The organism is Amycolatopsis sp., from assembly GCF_025464955.1.
GTDB lineage: Bacteria > Actinomycetota > Actinomycetes > Mycobacteriales > Pseudonocardiaceae > Amycolatopsis.
This window is the reverse complement of sequence record NZ_JAODNM010000079.1, coordinates 56374-74571: the sequence shown is the minus strand read 5'-3', so window position 1 is coordinate 74571 and position 18198 is coordinate 56374. Positions and strand designations below refer to the sequence as shown.

Sequence of the window (18198 nt, the reverse complement as noted above, 5' to 3'; positions counted from 1 at the left end):
CGCGAAATGCTGTGAAGGCGTGACGGCTGTGACGCCGATTCCGTCCTACAACCGGCCGGGCCTGCCCGCGCTGTCCTACCGGGCGGGCACGCACGGGAGTTTCCGCGAGTCCATGCTGGCCCGGTTGTCCAGCCGGCCCGCGCTCACCAAACTGACCAGTCGCGAGCCGGACGACGCGTCCATCGCATTGCTGGACTGCTGGGCGGTGGTGGGCGACGTGCTGACGTTCTACCAGGAGCGGATCGCGAACGAGGGCTATCTGCGGACCGCGACGGAACCGGAGTCCCTCAACCTGCTCGGCCGGCTCGTCGGCTACACGCCGAGGCCGCCGTTGGGGTCCAGCACGTACCTCGCGTACACGCTCGGCCCCGCCGCGAAGTCGGTGATTCCGGCTGGTGCCGGCGTTCGGAGCGTGGCGGCGCAGGGCGGGCTCCCGCAAACCTTCGAGACCACCGAGGAACTGGTGGCCCGTGAGGAGTGGAACACCCTGCAGGTGCGGCTGAACGAGCCGCCGGACATCACCGCCGCAACCGCTAAGACCCTCGACGCGCTGACCGTCGAGGGGTCCACGGCGAACCTCAAGGGCGGCGACAGGCTGCTGTTCGTATTCGGCCGATTCGACTCGACGCCGGACAGCGGAGTTCGGGTCGTGAAGGAGTCCAAACCGGACTTCCTGGCGAACCGGACCGCAGTCACCCTCGTGTCGGCGGACCCGCAGGATCCGTTCGTGGTGGCGGCGAACTATCTTGAGTTCAGGGTCAAGGAGGCTGAAGGCGCGCCGATCGTCAGCCAGTCGGCCTTCGCGTCCCAAGTGGACTCCGATTACCTTGCCGAGCTGGTGGTCCTGCTGGTCAGGACTTCCGCGCCGCTGGATCTGCTCATGGGCGACGGGGCGAACGGCCACCACGGCGTGCCGTACTTCCTGGCCAGGTTGCGGGAGGAAGAAGCCATCGCGGATGCGCGGGAGAACTGCGCTGTCCGGGACTGGTTCACCTACTACATCGCGGACGTGCTCGACGCCGGCGACGCGGTCGTGGCGCTGGCCGTCACGCTCACCCGGCTGACTCCGTCCGAAATGGACGCTCTGGTCAAGCTGGGCCGTGACCTCGTCTGCCCCTGCAGCCAACAGGAACTGACAGCGCAGGCGGCACAGGCCGCGCCGAGGGGCGGTGGCGGTTGCGGTTGTTCGAACGACGACTGCGATCGGGCGGCCGCGCTCGTCGCGCTGACCCCGGTTCTCCCGAGTCTGCGTAAGGACCCGTCACGCCCGCCGCGCCGCTCCCGGGACCTCACGGTGGCGGTCGGCGACCAGTTCCGCGCGGATTCCGATGTCCACGCGAAACTCCTGATCGCCGCGGACGCCCGGCTCGCCCCGAACCTGCACCGGGCCTGGGCCGCCCAGCAGATCGCGCCGCCGCCGGAGGTTTCGGACCTGCAGGTCATGCGGGTGAAGGCGACGCTTCTCGCGTTCAAGACTGACAGCGACCCGGTCACTGTGGGCATGCTCGTGCTGGACATGGTGTACGCCGGGATTGTCGCCGGAAGCTGGATCGTGCTCGAACCGAATGACGGCGGCGCCTCGGTCCAGGCCGTCGTCCGGTCGGTCCGGCAGGAACCCCGGCCGGTCACCCCTACGCCGCCGGGTACCACCCCGCCACCGCCCCCTCCGGTGACCATGCTCGTTGTCGACTTCACGACCCTCGACACGACGAACAAGACGTATGTCGTCTGGGCGCAGGGGGAGTCGCTGAAGCCGCTCGGCGCCGCGATCACCACACCACTGGCGGGACACCAGATCGAGCTCGCCCGGATGTACGACGGACTCGAACCGGGCCGCTGGCTGGTCGTCTCGGGTGAACGGACGGATGTGCCCTACACCAGCGGGGTGCCCGGGACGGAACTGGCGATGGTCGCCGGAATCCGCCAGCGGGTCGATCCCAGCCGCCCCGGCGATGCACCCGTGACGACCCTGTTCCTCGCCAACGATCTTGCCTACACCTACAAACCCGGCACCGCCAAGCTCTACGGCAACGTCGTCGGTGCGACGCAGGGGGAGACCCGGAACGAGATACTCGGTGGCGGGGACGCCGGCCGCACCGGCCAGACTTTCCCGCTGCGGCAGGTGCTGGCCACCTCGCCGCTCAACTGGCAGGCGTCGGACAACCCGTTGGGTGCGGAAGATTCGCTGGTCACCAGGGTCAACGGGGTGCGATGGCACGAAACCGACGGCCTGGTCTGGCCGGCGCCCGACGAGCATTCGTACGTGCTGGCGTCCGCGGCCGACGGGTCGTCGTCGGTGCAGTTCGGCGACGGCGTGCACGGCGCCCGGTTGCCGTCCGGGATCGAGAACGTGACGGCGACCTACCGCATCGGCGCGGGCAGCTCCGGCAACGTGCCGGCCGGCACGATCACCCAGCTCGCCGCCCAGCCGCTCGGCGTCACGGCCGTGACGAACCCGATCGCGGCCACCGGCGGCGCGGACGGCGACGGTCCGGACGACATCCGGAGCACGGTGCCGCTGCGGATGCTGGCGCTCGACCGGCTGGTGTCGGTCCGCGACCACGAGGACTTCACCCGCGCGAGAGCCGGTATCGGCAAGGCGAGCGCGCGCAAGCTGCGGGCCGGCGGCCAGGAGTTCGTCCACGTCACCATCGCCGGGATCGGTGATGTTCCCATCGATCCCTTCTCCGGGCTGTTCAGCAGCCTGGAGGTTTCGCTGGTCGAGTTCGGCGATCTCGGTGTCCCGGTGCGGGTTTCCTTGCGCGAGCACGTACTCGTGGTGGTGCGGGCCGGCGTCAAGGTGCTGCCGGACTACTCGTGGGACCTCGTCCAGCCTGCCGTGCGGGACGCTGTCCGGACCGAACTCGGATTCACCGCGCGTGGGCTCGGCGAGGCGGCCTACCTGAGCCGGGTGGTGTCGGTGATGCAGGCGGTCGAGGGAGTGGACTACGTCGACGTGGACCTCTTCCACGGTATCCAGGGCGACGTGAGCCCGATCGACCTCGCCACCATCGTCGAAAAGCTCACCGTCGTCGACACCGCCGTGCCGGCGCTGCCCGCGCGCTTCCAGGAAGTGACCCTCGGCCCGGACGACCTCCGGGCGTTCAGCAGTCTCACCGATGTCGCCAACCGGTACGGCCTGACCATTGCCCAGCTCGTCGCGCTCAACCCCGGGCTCACCGGACCGCTGCTGTCCTCTATGGACGGTCTGACGGTGTTCCGCGGCGTCCGGCCCGCCCAGCTCGCCGTGCTCCCGGCCGACGTGCCGGAAGCCCTGACCCTGCGGAGGATCCCGTGACCCGCGACGCCGACCGCCTCTACAACCTCGTCCCGGCGTTCACCCGGCAGAAGGACATCGAGCAGGGCGGACCGCTTCAGGCCCTGCTCGGCGTCATCACCGAGCAGGCCGACATCATCGGGGCCGATCTCGACCAGCTGTATTCGGACTGGTTCATCGAGACTTGCCAGGACTGGGTCACGCCCTACCTCGGCGACCTCGTCGGCTACCGGATGCTGCCCGGATCGGACGAAGCGCTGTCCGCCGGCACGGACGAGGGCAACCGGTTGCTGGCGGCCATCGCGTCGCGTCGCGACGTGGCCCACACTGTCGGGAACCGCCGCCGCAAGGGCACGCTCGCGCTGCTCGAACAGCTCGCGGCCGACGTCGCGGCGTGGCCCGCGCGTGCGGTGGAGTTCCGGAGGTTGCTCGACGTGACGCAGGCGGTTCGCCTGCACGGCAGGGATTCCCGGGCCGACAGCCGCAGGCTGCACCGCGGCAGGCTCGTCGACCTGCATGCCGTGGAAGCGCTCGACCGCCTCGACGGCCCGTTCGACGAACTCGCGCACGGCGTCGACGTTCGCCGCATCACCAGCGCACGCGGGCAAGGCCGGTTCGACATCGGCGAAGTCGGTCTGTACCTGTGGCGGCTGCGGCCGTATTCGATCACCCAGGGCCCGGCCTACTGCCAGGACCGGTCACGCACGCAGTTCACCTTCAGCATCCTCGGCAACGACACGCCGTTGATCACGAAGCCCGTCGAGGAGCCGTCGCCGACCCACATCGCCGACGAGACGAACGTGCCCGCGTTCGTCCGGCGGCAGGCGTTCGCGGCCCGGCCGGCGCAGTACTACGGGCCAGGCAAGAGTTTCTGCGTCTACCGGGCGCCGAACAAGCCGGTGCCGCTGACCCAGATCGTGCCCGCGGACCTGTCAGGCTGGCGGTACACACCGAGGCGCGGCCAGGTCGCCGTCGACCCGGTGCTCGGCAGGATCGCTTTCCCCGCAAGGGAAGCACCCGACGACGGCGTGTGGGTCGACTACCACTACGGCTTCTCCGACGACACGGGCGGCGGTGAGTACGAGCGGGTCCTCGATCCCGAGTTCCCGGCGACCGTTTACCGGGTCGGCGAAGGCGACCGGATCATGGCGGCCGTCGAAAAGTGGTGTGAGGACAAGACAACAGACCCCGCCAAACGGACGGCCGTCATCGAGTTCACCGAGTCGGCCGCCTTTTCCGAACAGCTCGAGATCCCGCTCGACCACGGCGACCGGCTGACCCTGCGCGCGGCCTCCGGGGTGCGACCGGTGCTGCGCCTGCTCGACTGGTATGGCAACCGACCGGACTCGCTGCGGATTCTGGGCACTGGCAAGGGCTCCGGTTCGCTGCCGCGGATCGTGTTCGACGGGCTGCTGATCACCGGGCGCGGCGTGCGGATCCAGGGGGAGGTCGGGCAGGTCGTCGTCCGCCATTCGACGCTGGTCCCCGGCTGGTCGCTCGACGCCGAGTGCTGTCCGGAGCATGAGGAAGAGGCCAGCCTGGAGCTGTTCGACACCCCGGCCTGCCTGCAGGTGGAGCGCAGCATCCTCGGCACGATTCTGGTGAACGTCGACGAAACACACCACGAGCCCAACCAGATCTGGCTCTCCGACAGCATTCTCGACGCCACGGGCAACGACGTCGCGGCGCTGGTGGCGCCCGGTGAGCGGCACGCACACGCGGTGTTCAACGCGCGGCGTACCACGGTTTTCGGGCAGATCCGGGCACACGCGCTCGGCCTCGTCGAGAACTCCGTCCTGGGCGGGAAGACGGTGATCGCCCGGCGGCAGGTGGGCTGCGTGCGGTTCTGCTGGTTGCCCGCCGAATCCCGAACCCCGCGGCAGTTCCACTGTGGACACGGGCTGCCGCCGCTGTTCACCAGCGTGCGCTACGGCACGCCGGGCTACGCCCAGCTGGCTCAGGGATGTCCCGACGAGATTCGCCGCGGGGCCGAAGACGGCTCCGAGCTGGGTGCCTTCCACGACCTGTTCCAGCCGCAGCGCGAGGACAACCTGCGCGCCCGCCTCGACGAGTACACACCCGCCGGCTGCGATGCCGGAATCCTCATCGTCACTTAGGAGAGTGTCATGCAAGCCGATCTTTCGCGGACCACGTTCGACGCCGCCAAACACTTTTCCGCGGTGCTGTCGCAGCAGGGCCGCGTCCAGCTCGACGCCGACGCCAACGAGCAGGCGGCGATCCTGTTGCACCAGCTGCGGACCGCGATAGCGGATCTGATCGGCCCGGCCGGCGCCCCGGAGGACGCCCAGGGCTTCGTGATCGGCGCGGTCGCGGACAAGGGCAAGGCCCCCGACCTGACGATCTCGGCCGGTCGCATATACGTCGACGGCATCCTGGTGGAGAACGACCAGGACACCACGTACTGGGAGCAGCCCGACGGCCACCTGGATCCGGACAGCAATGACCGGCTGCCGAACGTGCCGTACGGCGTCTACCTGCGGGTCTGGGAAAGGCTGATCACGGCTGTCCAGGACCCGGCGCTGCGCGAGATCGCGCTGGGCGACCCCGGCCCGGATACCGCGGCCCGGTCGAAGGTCGTCTGGCAGGTGGCCGCGACCGCGCTGGAGACCGACTCCGGCAGCGACCCCGGCAACACACCGGCGAAGCAACTGGACAACTGGCTGGCGCAGTTCGGTGCGAATCGCGGCCTGCTCGGCGCGCGGGCGCTGCGGCCGGACGACACGGACGCCGACGCCTGCCACCTGCCGCCCGAGGCCCGGTTCCGCGGCCCGGAGAACCAGCTTTACCGGGTCGAGATCCACTCCGGCGGCGAAGCGTGGGACGACCGGAACGACAATGCGGCACTGAAAAGTGGGGACTTCACCTGCCTGGACGGCGCAACCTTCAAGTGGTCGAGGGAAAACGCGTCCGTGGTGTTCCCGATCGTTTCGCTGTCCGGCTCCGACGTCACGGTGGCCACCCTCGGCCGCGACGGCAAGCTCGCGCTCGAGGTCGGCGACCTGGTCGAGATCGTCGACGACGCGACGGCCTGCCGGGTCGCCGACGACGTCCCGCTGGATACCGGCGACTCGGTACCGGCCACGCCACTGCGCCAGGTCGTCGCGATCGACCCGGTCGACCGCCTGGTCACCCTCGACGGGCCGGTCGGCGACGACTGCGGGCCCGGCTCGCGGCCGGAGCTGAACCCCGTGTTACGCCGCTGGGACAACCGGGGCACCGCGACGACCGAGTCCGCGAAGCTGAAGGCGGCCTCCGACGGCGCGCTGCCACTGTTCGAGAACGTGTGGATCGATCTCGAGGACGGCGTGCAGGTCAGGTTCTCGATCCCGGGCCACTCGAAGGCGACCTATCGCGGCGGCGACTACTGGCAGATCCCCGCGCGCACGATCTCCGGGGACGTGCAGTGGCCGATCGCCGACGGCGCGCCGGCGGCCTTGCCGCCCAACGGCGTCCAGTACAGCTATGCGCCGCTCGCGCTCATCGGCACGGATGGCACGGTCACTCCGCTTGCGTCGACGTTCCCGCGGTTGGGGAAAGCCGCGTCGGCCGAAGGAACCGCGTCGCGGGCCGAACCTGCAGGAGCTGAGTCTGCCGCGACCGCGTCCGCTTCCACACTGCCCGCGGCGGCTGAGGCGTCCAACGCCGACGCGTCCATACCGACCGAGACGGCGATAGCCCCGGTGCCGCAACCGCTGGTGCCGCAACCATTTCCCCGAACCACGCCGGCTCCGGAAGGAATGGCGGGTAAGGAGTCGAGTAGGTTTCGCGGGCCTCAAGATGTCTGACCAGCTGACTTCGTGGCTTCGCACGGTCGTTCCGGGACTGTGGTCCGCGCTCATCGCCTGGCTGGTCACCCTTGGCCTGCCGATGTCGTTCACCAGCACCGTTTCCGGGCTGGGCAACGCCGTCATCATGCCGCTCGTGCTGGCCGCGGTCTACGCCGCACTGCGCCAGTTGGAGGCGAAGATGCCACCGTGGCTGACAGTTCTGTTCCTGGGGTCGAACCGGCCACCGGCCTATTCGGACACTCCGCCGCCGGCCACGCCGGCCACGTCACCGACCCCGGCGGGCTGACGGCCGATGCCGACCGGTGCGGGACCGGAGCCCGCCGAGAAAAAGCCCCCGCCTGCGGTCCCCGCGGTGGTCCGGCCGGCCGGGCAGCAGCTCGATGCCCGGCCGACCGCGAGTACCCGGTCCGACCGCGACTTCAGCGCGACTCCGATGCGGGCAGGCAGAACGACAGGCTTCAGTGAGGACAAGCGGCTCTTCCTGCTGGACCTGAACGCCAACCCGCCCCGCTGGGAGGAGGCCGCGCAGCGGCTTAACGGCTTTCGTGACGAGGACATCGTCGTGCTGCTGGAAATGATCGGCGCGCGCAAGAACGGGGTCGAGCAGCTGGCGCAGCTCAGTGCGGCGGCCGAGTCGGCGCAGCCGCCCAAGCAGGGCAACGCCGAACGGATCACCGCGTTCATCCGGCCGGTGCTGAAGAACCTCGGTCATGCGCGGCAGGTCTATGCCGACTACCGGGTGGCCAAAGAGCAGCTCGACTACCTGCGGATGGCGTTGCTGCTCAACGACATGACGTCAGCGGACATCCTCAGCAGGCTGCGCTCTGCCGATCTCACACTGCCACAGCTACACGAGCTCGAGAAGACGGTGAACACCAACCTGGCCGCGTGGCCGGGACCGCTGCACGCGCATGTGGTCCAGGTGCTCGGTGAGCGGACGCCCGCGCCCGAGCTGCCGACCCCGGGCGTCGACCTCGCGCGTATCCCCGGGAAACCCGTTGTCGCGCCGCCGGCCGACCAGCTCGCCGAACGCGACGCCAAGGCGAGGGAATTCGGCGCGGCCGACTACGCGGACTATGTGACGAACATGCTGACTGGCGGCGAGGCGTTCGGCGTCCGGATCACGCCGGCGAATCCGGTGCACCCGCTGTTCCTGCGGCGGCTGGAGGCAGCCACGGCGGTTGCCGCGGAGCTCCTCGGCGGTACGAATTTCGGGGTCAAGGCCATTTCCGGGTACGACAACCGACCGGGCTACCACGCCTACGGGCTCGCGGTGGACATCGATGTGTCCCCGAATCCTTATATCATCAACGAATCGGGGGAGAAGGACCTCGATCTGGCGCTGGAGAAGGTCTACGACCGGATCTCGACGGCCCTGCTGCACCGGCCGACGGTGATCACCGCCGCGCTGGCGGGCCGGGAAACGGGACTGGCCACGGCCACCTACGACCAGCTCGCGGACGAGAACGACGCGATGATCGCCTACTTCTCCGTCCTCACCAAGCCAGGGGACAAGGCGGTCGTCCCACCCGTGCTGCGCGCGCACGCGCTGACGTTCCCGCAAGCGATGCTCAATGGTCTGGACCAGGCGCAGGTCCGGGCCGACTACGAGCTGATGCTCACCAAGAAAGGCGGGTTCAAGAACAGGGCCGGGCAGGTCATGCCGAAGGCCGACGGCCCGTTCGTCAACGGCGGCCCCGGCAAACCGCGCGACCCGGCACGGGGTTTCCTTTCCCATCACGAGTACGTCGTCGCCGCACTGCGCGGGGTCGGCCTGGCTTGGGGTGCGACCGACTTCTCCGCCGGTTCGGGTGACGTCATGCACTTCGACGACCGCAGCGATGCCCACCACAAGGAATACGTGGCCTTCGGCGCCCAACACCCAGCCTAGTGGGCGCAGCCGCCTACCCGGCGATTCGTGAAGTCTCGCCGAGCAGTCGTCGCATTCCCGGCGACGGGCTGACGTCCAGCTCGCGCAGGAGCAACAACCGGTACGAGTGGTAGGTGTTCAGGGCTTCGCTGTAGTTGCCCTCGGCCAGATGGATCTCCATCAGCAGCCGGTGCGGGCTTTCCCGCAGTGGCTCGACCCGCAACGCCGCCAATGCCGCTTCCAGCGCGTCGGTGTAGCGGTGTGCCAGCAGGTCTTCGGCGGCGAGCGTTTCCACGGTGTGCAGATACAACTGACGCAGGCGTTCCCGCTCGATCAGGACCCAGTCGTCGTACCAGCCGGGCAGGAGCTCCCGCATACCGCCGTCACGGATCGCCATGATGCCGGCCGAAGCCGTCCTGGCGGAGACGAACCGGGCCGTGTCGACGAGGTCGTCGACGTCGACGCGGACCCAATCGTGCAGCCGCAACGTCTCGCCCTGTGCCGACACGATCGGAACGCCGAGCTGGTGCAGCCGCCACAGCGCGGTACGCAGCCGCCCGAACGCCTTCTGCTCGTCGGAATCCGGCCACAGCGCGCCGACGGCGAGCGACCTCGTCGCTTGGCGGTGCAACCCGAGAAAGGCGAGCAGGCGTTGCAGGGTTTTGGGTACCTCCGTCGATTCTCGGTCGCAGTCGAGACCGAATCCGTCGAGTAGCGTGAGTCGTGCGGTACTGGTCATGACAACCTCGTCCCCCCTGGGTACAGGCCGTTCGTCCGCGGGGCATGATCACCCCCGTGAAGGATGCCGGAGTTACGAGTGCTGCCTCGCTCCCGTAGGAGAGGCCGAATGGCCGAAAGTGATCACCCAAAAGGTCCACCCGAAAGGGCAAGCTCGGGGACAGCAACTCGCCGTCGACTTGCGATCGCAAGTCGACGGCGAGTCGTGGTGGTCAGTACCCGGCGGCGATTTTCAGGTAGGAGAAGGGTGCGGCGTGTGCCAGCGTTTTGCCGTCGGTGCCGTTGTGGCCGCCGACCACGGTTTCGACGTCGAGTCCGAGCTTGACGATCGCCTCATAAAGCTGCGTGGTGACCCGGCCGCGGCCGGAGTTGGGCGCCGGTTCGACCGGGGTCGGGTTCCACAGGTCGGATTCGAAGACGAGCTTGGCCTTGCTCAGGTAGACGATCAGCATGTCCTCGGTGTGGTCGTTGGTGATGCGGTACAGCTCCACGTTGCCACCGTCGGCCATCGGCAAGGCGAGCGAGTCCGCCACTCCGCGAACCGTTACGGGTACCGGGTTTCCGGAGAACCGGTCCGGGTCGACGGTGTGCTGTCCGTCGAAGATCCGCTCGAAGAAGGGCACGGTCGGCTCCCCGACGAGCACGGTGATGCCGCCCTCGGCGGCGAACTCGCGCAGGCCGCCGATGTGGTCGTAGTGGAAGTGCGTGCCGACGACCGTCCTCAGTGGCTTGCCGGGGAAGGCGGCCTTCACCTGGGCGAGCGCCGCGTGGGTGTATTCGTCGTACAGCGGGGCTTCGACGGCGAGCGTGTGGTCGGGCATCTCGACGACCATGGTGTTGTGGCTGGGCCCGATGACAAGCTTGACGCCCTCGGCGAGGTCCACCGCCTCGGGGGTGACCGGCGCGACCTGCAGGTCGAAGTAGAAGCGCACGCCCGCGAGTACGTAGGTCATGATCCATTCGGTCGAGTAGTGCGCATAGGCGACTTGTCCGGCTGAACCGTCCTGCACCGCCGACTCGGCTACGGCGAATTCGCCGTCGTCAGCCCGGTCGCTGATCTCGATCGAACTGCGCACCTCGTCGTGCACGGTGACGCCGTCGATGGTGATGGTCACGTGATGGGGCAGCGTCAACACCCCGGCCTCGCGGTAGTCGCCGAACCACACCTCGACGAGCACGTCGCCGAGCGGCGAATGTTCTTCGGTGACCGCGAAAGTGGCCGGTAGACCGGTCGCCGGGTCGAGCGTGATCCGCAGCGGCGGGCGGCCGACCTCGCGCAGGGTGAGGACGGCGTCGTCGACCGACACGTCCGCTTCCGGGGCGAGCAGCTTGCGGGCGATGCGCAGCGGGGAGATGAGGTCGTTGTGGCGCTGGCGGGTGGCGACCCGCCACGACGCGATGGGCGTGTTCACCGGGCGCGTGTCGAACATGAAGTCGACGCCGTCGACGTGGCCGCGGCTGCCGTTGCCGGTCTCGACGTAGTCCAGCTGCGCCGGGACGAGGTGCGTCTTGGCCTTCAGCGCGAGCCGGTAGCGCGGGGCTACGGTGTCCTGGCGCAAGGTGTAGCTGAATTCGGCACTGGACTCGGGTTCGCTCGGCAGCGTGCCCCAACCCGGGTGGTGGCGCCATCCGTCCGCGACGGTTGTTTCCGTGGCGGCGGCGGAAACGGCCGCGGCGCCGCCAAGGGCGGACACCAGCCGGTCGACGAACTCGGTGTAGCGGGGGAGCGTGTCCTCGGTGCTCATAGCCGGTGTTCCTTCCAGTCCGAGACGTGGACCCGAGCGGGCCCTCTCGCTCTGTCCAGCACCGCCCCGCACCCTCCGATTCCCCGCGCTCGATGCATACTTCGCAGATCAACTATGCGCTGCATGCATGCATGGTCCTGACATCAGATCCGACTCGGGGGACCCCTGGTACGAATGATTCGTACCAGGGGTCCCTCGAGTCGGCAGGGTGGCTAAAGCAGCTTCGCGCCCGTGGCGGCGCGGACCTCGTCCTCGGTCACGCCGGGAGCGCATTCGACGAGGACCAGGCCGTCCGGCGTCACATCGATGACGGCGAGGTCGGTGATGATCCGGTCGACGCACGCCACCCCGGTCAGCGGCAGGGTGCATTCCTCGAGGATCTTGTGCTCCCCGTCGCGGCTGACGTGGTCCATCATCACCAGGACGCGGCCGGCGCCGTGAACGAGGTCCATCGCTCCGCCCATGCCCTTGACCATTTTCCCCGGGATCATCCAGTTGGCGAGGTCGCCGGTCGCGCTGACCTGCATCGCCCCGAGCACGGCGACGTCGACGTGGCCGCCGCGGATCATCCCGAAGCTCGCCGAGGAGTCGAAGTAGCTCGCGCCCGGCAGCACGGTGACGGTCTGCTTGCCGGCGTTGATGAGGTCGGCGTCGACCTCGTTCTCGGTCGGGAACGGGCCGACGCCGAGGATCCCGTTTTCCGAGTGCAGGACCACGGTCATCGTCGAGGGCACGTGGTCGGGCACCAGGGTGGGCATGCCGATGCCCAGGTTCACGTACTGCCCGTCGGTGAGTTCCGCTGCCACCCTGGCGGCCAGTTCGTCGCGGGTGAGGCTCATGCCCGTACCGTCCTCTTCTCGATCCGCTTCAGGGCGTCGGGCACGTGGACCACGCGCTGCACCATGATGCCGGGGGTGTGCACCTGGGCGGGGTCGATCTCGCCGGCCTCCACCAGGATTTCGACCTGGGCGATGGTGATCCGCCCGGCGCTCGCCGCCACCGGGTTGAAGTTCCCCGCGGAGTGCCGGTAGACGAGGTTGCCGTGCCGGTCGCCCTTCCAGGCGTGGACGAGCGCGTAGTCCGTGCGGATCGCGTGCTCCAGCACGTAGGTGACGCCGTCGAACTCCCGGGTTTCCTTCGGCGGGCTGGCCACCGCGATACCGCCGTCGCCGTCGTAGCGCCACGGGAGGCCGCCGTCGGCGACCTGGGTGCCGACCCCGGCGGGGGTGTAGAACGCCGGGATGCCCGCGCCGCCGGCGCGCATGCGCTCGGCCAGGGTGCCCTGCGGGGTGAGCTCGACCTCGAGCTCGCCGGCGAGGTACTGGCGCGCGAACTCCTTGTTCTCCCCGACGTAAGAGCCGATCGTGCGGCGGATCCGCTTGTTCGCGAGCAGGACGCCGAGGCCGAGGCCGTCGGTGCCGCAGTTGTTGCTCACCGTCTCGAGGTCGGTGGCACCTTGCGCGAGCAGTGCGTCGATGAGTATTTCGGGGATCCCGCAAAGTCCGAAGCCGCCGACGGCCAGTGACGAGCCGTCGACGATGTCGGCTACTGCTTGGTCCGCGGTCCCGTAGACCTTGTCCATTCAGATCCTTCGGTGCTGTGGGCGGCGCCCGGTGTCCGGGTGGTGGCGAAGCGGGTGTGTCGAAGCTCAGTATTCCCGCTCGGTGGGCACCCGTCAGTTAACCCTCGTTCACCCGGGCGAGGGAGGCGGAACGTGGCACGGAACACACGCCGCGACCTGCCCCTCGCTAAGTACCAAGGCAGGGCACTTGGGGACAAAAGTGCCCTCGTTGAGCATTCAAGCATCGCAACTCGACGGCGAGTTGCGGTGGCAACGACCCACGCCTACGACCGACGAGTCGCATTTCTGGCAGGGTCGGGGGATGACTCGTCCCGAAACGCCCGCCGAGGTCTTCGACGCGCTCGGCAAGGACTACGAAGCCGCTTTCCCCAACCAGCCAGGTCAGCACGCCGTGCTCGACTGGCTGGTTTCCCGGCTGGCCGGGCGCGCCAAGGTGCTCGACCTCGGTAGCGGAACCGGGCGTCCCGTCGCGGAGACCGTCGCGGCCGCTGGACACGACGTGACCGGCTGCGACGTCTCGGCGAACATGGTGGAGATCGCGCGGGCCCAGGTCCCCGCGGCGCGGTTCGAACTCGCCGACCTGCGCACGGTGTCCTACCCGGCAGGTAGCTGGGACGTGGTCATGACGTTCTTTTCGCTGATGCAGATGACTCGCGCCGAAGTGGACGCCGTGCTCGACCGCATCCCCGCCTGGCTCGCACCAGGCGGGTACGTCGTACTGGGCACGGTTCCCGCTGACGTCAGCGAGGTCGACTTCGTCTTCCTGGGGCACCCCATCCGTTCGAGCAGCTACCCGGCCGAGGTGTTCGTCAAGCGGTTCGAGGCCGCCGGGTTGGAGATCGTCTACTGGGAACAGGTGGACTACGTGTCCGCCCATTCCGACGTCCGGCCTGAAGTTCAGCTCTACCTCGTTGCCCGAAAGCCCGAATAGGCGTTACTACACGAGCATTACTGCACCTGGAAGTTCCCCAGCATCCCCATGTCCTCGTGCTCGAGGTCGTGCCGCGTTCAGTCGGCCTTGAGCCGCAATTCGGGCCGGTGGCGCCTTCCCGAGGGACATCTGCCAGAGTGCTCTTGGTGGGAAAGAAACCTCCGCGCGAAGAAGGTCATCGAGTGGCTTCCCGAGGACGTCTTGACGGCGGGCTTGACGGCCCCGGCCCGAAGCAGCACGCCGATCCCAACCTGGGGTTCGCCTGGCTGCGGATGATCGGTGCCATCACCGTGGTCGTCGACCACAGCTCACCGCTGGTGCACCCGGAGCGCCTCACGATCTTCCCGGCCGCGTGGCACGCTTCGCCGGGCTACGTCGCGCTGATGGGGTTCTTCGCGATGAGCGGGTTCCAGATCCAGGACAGCTGGCTGCGCGACCCGAGCTGGTGGCGGTTCAGCGCGCGGCGGCTGCTGCGGATCCTGCCGCCGCTGGTGTTCGTGCTCCTGGTGTCGGTGTTCGTGATCGGACCGGTGTTCACCTCCTGGTCCGCCGGCGACTACTGGTCGGGCCTGCAGACCTGGCGTTATCTCGTCGGCAACACCGTGCTGTTCCTGACCGAGCACATCCTGCCGGGCGTGTTCTTCGGCAACCCGTACCCGTGGTCGGTGAACGGGGCCATCTGGACTCTGCCGATGGAGATGGTCGGCTACGGGATCGTGCTGGCCGTCGGCGTGGTGATCGCGCTCGGGGTGTCCCGGTGGGTGCTTCTGCCACTGTTCGCCGCACTGGTCGTCGCGGACGGTTTCATGCAGGCCACCTTCGGCTACCAGGGGAACGCGGGCGCGCTGGCGCACGTCCCGACCGGCTCGCTGGTCGCGTTCATGGTGCCGTTCGCCATCGGAGTGATCCTGCGGACCTTCCGCGACCGGATCCGCTTCTTGCCGATACCGGCGCTGATTCTCTTCGCTGCCTGGCTGGTGTTGCACCAGACGCCGTTGGACCGCTATCTGCTCGCCGCGTCGGCGTCGTACGGGGCGATCGTGCTGGCCCATCATTGGCCGAAGCGGCTGGAAGGCACCGACCGCTGGGTGGTCGGCAGCTACGGGCTGTACATCTGGGGGTTCCCGGTACAGCAGATGATCATCTATGCCGGCGTCCGCAACCAATGGCTGCTGATGTTATGCGCGGTGCCCGCGGCGTACGCGTGCGGGCTCTTTTCCTGGAACTTCATCGAGAAGCCGACCCAGCGCCTGCGCCGGTTCCTGCCTACACCGAAACCCGCGGCGAAGGTCCTCGCCGAGCCTCGTATCGAGGTCCGCGTCTAGGACTCGTGAGTGTTCCGGCCGGTTAGAACCTGGTTAGAACCGGCCGCAACACTCACGAGCCGGCCTCTGTCATCGCGGCGACGATTTTGTCGGTCAGGCGGTCGAAGTAGCTGTCGTCTCGCGGCGAGCGCAGCACGGTCAGGCGCCAGTAGAGCGGACCGGCCAGGAAATCGAGGTTCAGTTCCAGGTCGTGGCCGGCCGGGAGCTCACCGCGCTCCACTGCGCGACGCAGCAGCAGCGCGGCTTTCTCGCGGCGGGGGTCGCGGACCGACGTCATCAGGGCGATGCCGAGGTCGCTGTTACGCGCGGTTTCGGCCAACAAGTCCGGGATGATCTTCGACGCCAGCGGGTGTTCCAGCGCCGCACCCGCGTTGACCAGGTACGCCCGCACGTCCGAGCGCAGGCTCCGGGTGTCGGGCACGTCGATCGCGGCGATCGCCACCTCGGACAGGACCGCCACGACCATCGCCTGCTTGTCCGGCCACCGCCGGTACACCGCGGTCTTGCCGACCCCGGCGCGCTTGGCTACGGCTTCGATCGAGAGTCTGCCGTAGCCCGTCCGCGCCAGCTCGTCGAACACCGCGTCCTTGATCGCCGCGGTGACGTCTTCCTGGAGGACCGCCGCGCCGACCGGTGGACGGCCGGTCTTGCGCGAGGTCCGCGTCTCGTCCGCCATGGGGTGATCGTAGCGAAACGATGGGACGGTCGCGTCCCGACGTTGCGAGAGCAGGGCTCAGTGGATGACGCCGGTGAGCTTCCACAGCTCGCTGGGGTTGCTGTCGACCAGGTACGCGGTTCCGGCGCTGTCCAGGGCGAAGTTGCTGATGTCGCTTCGGGTGAACTCGGTCAGCAGCACGTCGGAGCCGGTCGACGGGTCGAGGCGGGACAGCTGCCCGCCACCGCTGACGAAGTAGACCTGGCCACCGCGGGCCTGGACGCTGTTGGGTTCGTACACCCCGGCTTCGAGGGTCGTGGTGTGCCCGGTCGCGATGGTGACCTGGAAGATCGCGCTCAGGCTGCTGACGTAGACGTGCCCTGCGCCGTCGCCGGAGAGGCTCAGCACGACACCGAGGTCCTGGGCCAGCAGCTTCGGCGGATTGCCGTCGGCCACCTGCCACAACCTGCCGTCGTTGCCCCCCACGAACAACCGGCCTCCGCTGTAGGTGGCGCCGAGGAGCGCGCCGAGGCCGGAGGCGATCACCCTGTGGGCTCCGGTGGACGCGGTGATCTGCTGGACGTTGCCGTCGTAGTCGGTGGTCCAGACGGTGCCGGTGCCGTCGGTGGTGACTCCGCGCAGGTTGCCGAGGCCGGCGACAACGGTGGTGGACACCCCGGTGGCGACCGGCACCTTGCGCAAGGTGCCGGTCGCCGAACTCACGTATGCGCTGCCCTGACCGTCCAACGTAACCCCGAAGGAGTCGGCGGACAGCGTGCTCACCGGGCTGCAGTTGCCGGACGGGCAACTGGTCGACGTCAGGGTTGCCGCGCCGGCGCCGGAAGCACCGGTGAGCTCGAGCGCGCCGAGGACGAGCGCGCCGAGGATCACCGAGGCGGTCCTTTTCCGACGACGGACGGGAAGGGAAGCGGTCATGGTCGTGAGTCCGTTCCGTGAACGCCGCGGCCCGGTGAGCCAGGGTCTAGCCACAGACACGACGTGCCTGCCGCGCGAGTTCACCTTTTGTGGAACTGCCTCGGATTCCCGACTTTCGGCGTGGGCCGATCGGTGGCCTGGTGCGCGACGCTAGCTCTCTTCGTCCGCACGGTCCTTCGCGCGTTCGACGAGGAACCCGGCTACCACCGTGCTGATCAGGGACACCGAGATCAACGCTTCGGCGATGAAGAACGAGGCGAAGTCGACCACCGAACCCACCGGAGGCTGCCCGGGAACCGCGTTGCGCAACGGAATCAAGGCGAACAGCAGGGCACCCATGAAGCTCATCGACGGCCAGAGCAGGCCCTTCCGGCCACTGATCGCGAACCAGGCCGCTATCACCGCGGCCAGGCTCAGGCACCACATGAAGATCATCACGAACAAGGCGAAAGCGAACGTGCCCATCGACCGGTCGAACCCGGCGCTGAACAGGACGGCGCCGGCGACGGTCTTGGTGTCCTTCGTGGAGAGCTTGAAGAACGAATCCGCATTGACGAGCGACAGGCTGATCGGAACAGTCGTGCCTTGCGATTCTACGGTGAACCCGAAGTCGGCCTGGTAGCTGTCGAACGGATAGTCGGTGATCACCCCGGAGTTCAAGGCCACCTTCACCGTGGCCACGCTGGGGGTCTTGCCTGCCTTGAACGGCAGTGTGTCGCCCGTGAGGCCGGTGGTGAACACGGTCAGGTCCTGACGGGGATCACCGTTTTCGTCGGCCAGGGATCCTTGGGGGGAAACCTCTACCTGCGCGGTGATCTCTTGTGCGGCAGCGTCGACCTTCTGCACGAAGACGCTGACGTCGACGCGGTCGGGCGAGGAACTGTCGCCGAGGTCGACCTGGGCCTGGCCCTGGCTTCGTTCCACGAGGTACGTCGTGAGGCTGCCGCCGGTGGCGAGGAGGATCACGATCGCCACGATCACGGCTTTGATCCGTGAAGTCCTTCGGCGGCTTTTTTCTGTGGTCATTTCAGTTTCGCCCGATCATTTTTTGCTGGTTCTCGCTCATTCGAACACTACGAAGAGCTGGCCTGAAAGAAAATGCCCGCGGGTTACCCGGAGTGGCGCGGCCCGGCGGGATCAACGTAAGCTCTGCATGAACCTATGCACTGGCTGCATGAAGGGTTCGGATCGCCTGGGGATTTGTGGTGGGGCGGGTATTGGGGACGTGTGGTGGCCACACGGTGATGCCGGCGGAGAGTACGTTGACCGGGTGAGCATGCCGCCCCCGGCCCTCGCTTGAACAGCCCGGCGCGCCGGGCTCGCCTCGGCA

14 protein-coding genes are annotated in these 18198 nt (G+C 68.2%); 7 read left to right on the top strand and 7 right to left on the bottom strand.

Going from position 1 to position 18198, the window contains the following annotated elements:
* Positions 1-19 precede the first annotated feature (19 nt).
* The 5 genes from JWQ81_RS17620 to JWQ81_RS17600 are packed head-to-tail and all read left to right on the top strand — an operon-like array spanning position 20 to position 8977.
* Entirely contained in the window at positions 20-3298 is a 3279-nt protein-coding gene (locus tag JWQ81_RS17620; protein ID WP_297542802.1) for a putative baseplate assembly protein, read from the top strand.
* Entirely contained in the window at positions 3295-5394 is a 2100-nt protein-coding gene (locus tag JWQ81_RS17615; protein WP_297542800.1) for a hypothetical protein, read from the top strand. The genes JWQ81_RS17620 and JWQ81_RS17615 overlap by 4 nt, the downstream gene beginning before the upstream one ends.
* Positions 5395-5403: 9 nt before the next feature.
* A complete protein-coding gene (locus JWQ81_RS17610) occupies positions 5404-7083 on the top strand; it encodes a DUF6519 domain-containing protein (RefSeq protein WP_297542798.1) in 1680 nt (559 codons plus the stop codon).
* Positions 7076-7372 (top strand): hypothetical protein, encoded by a 297-nt coding sequence (locus tag JWQ81_RS17605; RefSeq protein ID WP_297542796.1) that lies wholly within the window; start codon positions 7076-7078, stop codon positions 7370-7372. Before JWQ81_RS17610 ends, JWQ81_RS17605 begins: the two co-directional genes overlap by 8 nt.
* 6 nt (positions 7373-7378) lie before the next feature.
* Positions 7379-8977, top strand: a complete 1599-nt coding sequence (locus JWQ81_RS17600) for a hypothetical protein (protein ID WP_297542794.1) — start codon at positions 7379-7381, stop codon at positions 8975-8977.
* A gap of 13 nt (positions 8978-8990) precedes the next feature.
* Here the strand turns inward: JWQ81_RS17600 and JWQ81_RS17595 are convergent, their stop codons facing one another.
* From JWQ81_RS17595 to JWQ81_RS17580, 4 genes are all read right to left on the bottom strand, one after another.
* A complete protein-coding gene (locus tag JWQ81_RS17595; RefSeq protein ID WP_297542792.1) occupies positions 8991-9695 on the bottom strand; it encodes a BTAD domain-containing putative transcriptional regulator in 705 nt (234 codons plus the stop codon).
* Positions 9696-9906: 211 nt separating this feature from the next.
* Positions 9907-11439 carry an MBL fold metallo-hydrolase gene (locus JWQ81_RS17590; RefSeq protein WP_297542790.1) on the bottom strand — a complete coding sequence of 511 codons (1533 nt, stop codon included), beginning with the start codon at positions 11437-11439 and terminating at the stop codon, positions 9907-9909.
* Positions 11440-11651: 212 nt separating this feature from the next.
* Positions 11652-12278 carry a CoA transferase subunit B gene (locus JWQ81_RS17585; protein WP_297542788.1) on the bottom strand — a complete coding sequence of 209 codons (627 nt, stop codon included), beginning with the start codon at positions 12276-12278 and terminating at the stop codon, positions 11652-11654.
* Entirely contained in the window at positions 12275-13021 is a 747-nt protein-coding gene (locus JWQ81_RS17580) for a CoA transferase subunit A (protein WP_297542786.1), read from the bottom strand. Before JWQ81_RS17580 ends, JWQ81_RS17585 begins: the two co-directional genes overlap by 4 nt.
* A 301-nt stretch (positions 13022-13322) precedes the next feature.
* Between JWQ81_RS17580 and JWQ81_RS17575 the strand changes: the two genes are divergently transcribed.
* Positions 13323-13952 carry a bifunctional 2-polyprenyl-6-hydroxyphenol methylase/3-demethylubiquinol 3-O-methyltransferase UbiG gene (locus tag JWQ81_RS17575; RefSeq protein WP_297542784.1) on the top strand — a complete coding sequence of 210 codons (630 nt, stop codon included), beginning with the start codon at positions 13323-13325 and terminating at the stop codon, positions 13950-13952.
* Between the two features lie 182 nt (positions 13953-14134).
* Positions 14135-15277, top strand: coding sequence for an acyltransferase (locus tag JWQ81_RS17570; protein WP_297542782.1), 1143 nt, complete (start codon positions 14135-14137; stop codon positions 15275-15277).
* Positions 15278-15329: 52 nt separating this feature from the next.
* Here the strand turns inward: JWQ81_RS17570 and JWQ81_RS17565 are convergent, their stop codons facing one another.
* From JWQ81_RS17565 to JWQ81_RS17555, 3 genes are all read right to left on the bottom strand, one after another.
* Positions 15330-15953 carry a TetR/AcrR family transcriptional regulator gene (locus tag JWQ81_RS17565; protein ID WP_297542780.1) on the bottom strand — a complete coding sequence of 208 codons (624 nt, stop codon included), beginning with the start codon at positions 15951-15953 and terminating at the stop codon, positions 15330-15332.
* Positions 15954-16010: 57 nt separating this feature from the next.
* Positions 16011-16868, bottom strand: coding sequence for a hypothetical protein (locus tag JWQ81_RS17560; RefSeq protein ID WP_297542779.1), 858 nt, complete (start codon positions 16866-16868; stop codon positions 16011-16013).
* 150 nt (positions 16869-17018) lie between these two features.
* Positions 17019-17849 carry a DUF4436 family protein gene (locus JWQ81_RS17555; RefSeq protein WP_297542778.1) on the bottom strand — a complete coding sequence of 277 codons (831 nt, stop codon included), beginning with the start codon at positions 17847-17849 and terminating at the stop codon, positions 17019-17021.
* Between the last annotated feature and the right edge of the window lie 349 nt (positions 17850-18198).